The 412-nt window shown below is 39.3% G+C and carries 1 protein-coding gene; it reads left to right on the forward strand.

Annotation, left to right across the window (positions count from 1 at the left end; translation table 11 throughout):
- On the forward strand, positions 1 to 412 hold a 412-nt coding region (locus tag PZH32_RS11535; RefSeq protein ID WP_275208398.1), incomplete at both ends, for a hypothetical protein.

Raw genomic sequence — 412 nt, forward strand, 5'->3', positions numbered from 1 at the left:
CTCGTCGATGTCAGAAGACAGAAAAATTTAGAATCTTTTCAAAGTGATTTACAAATCATATTCGGTATGCTACAATGTAGTCAGGATAAATACGCATTGCGTACATATGTAGCAAGTCATAAAGACTATTTCCAAAAGCTGGATCTGGAGACTTATCATGCACTTGGAGCATTCTTAAATTCCCGGCAGCTTATGGAGATAAACGTAGAGAAGGAAGAAAAGGAGGAACTGGATATGTGTAAAGCACTGGAAGATATTTATAATGATGGCGTTCAGGATGGTATGGAACGGGGAGAAGCAGCCCATAAAAAAGATGTCGCCTTTCAAATGCAAAAACTTGGTTATTCTTTAGATGCGATTGCAGCAGTACTGAGAGAACCTGTTGATGGAATTAGCAGGATACTGGCTGTAG

This window comes from Adlercreutzia equolifaciens (genome assembly GCF_029076695.1).
GTDB classification, from domain to species: Bacteria; Actinomycetota; Coriobacteriia; order Coriobacteriales; family Eggerthellaceae; genus Adlercreutzia; species Adlercreutzia equolifaciens_A.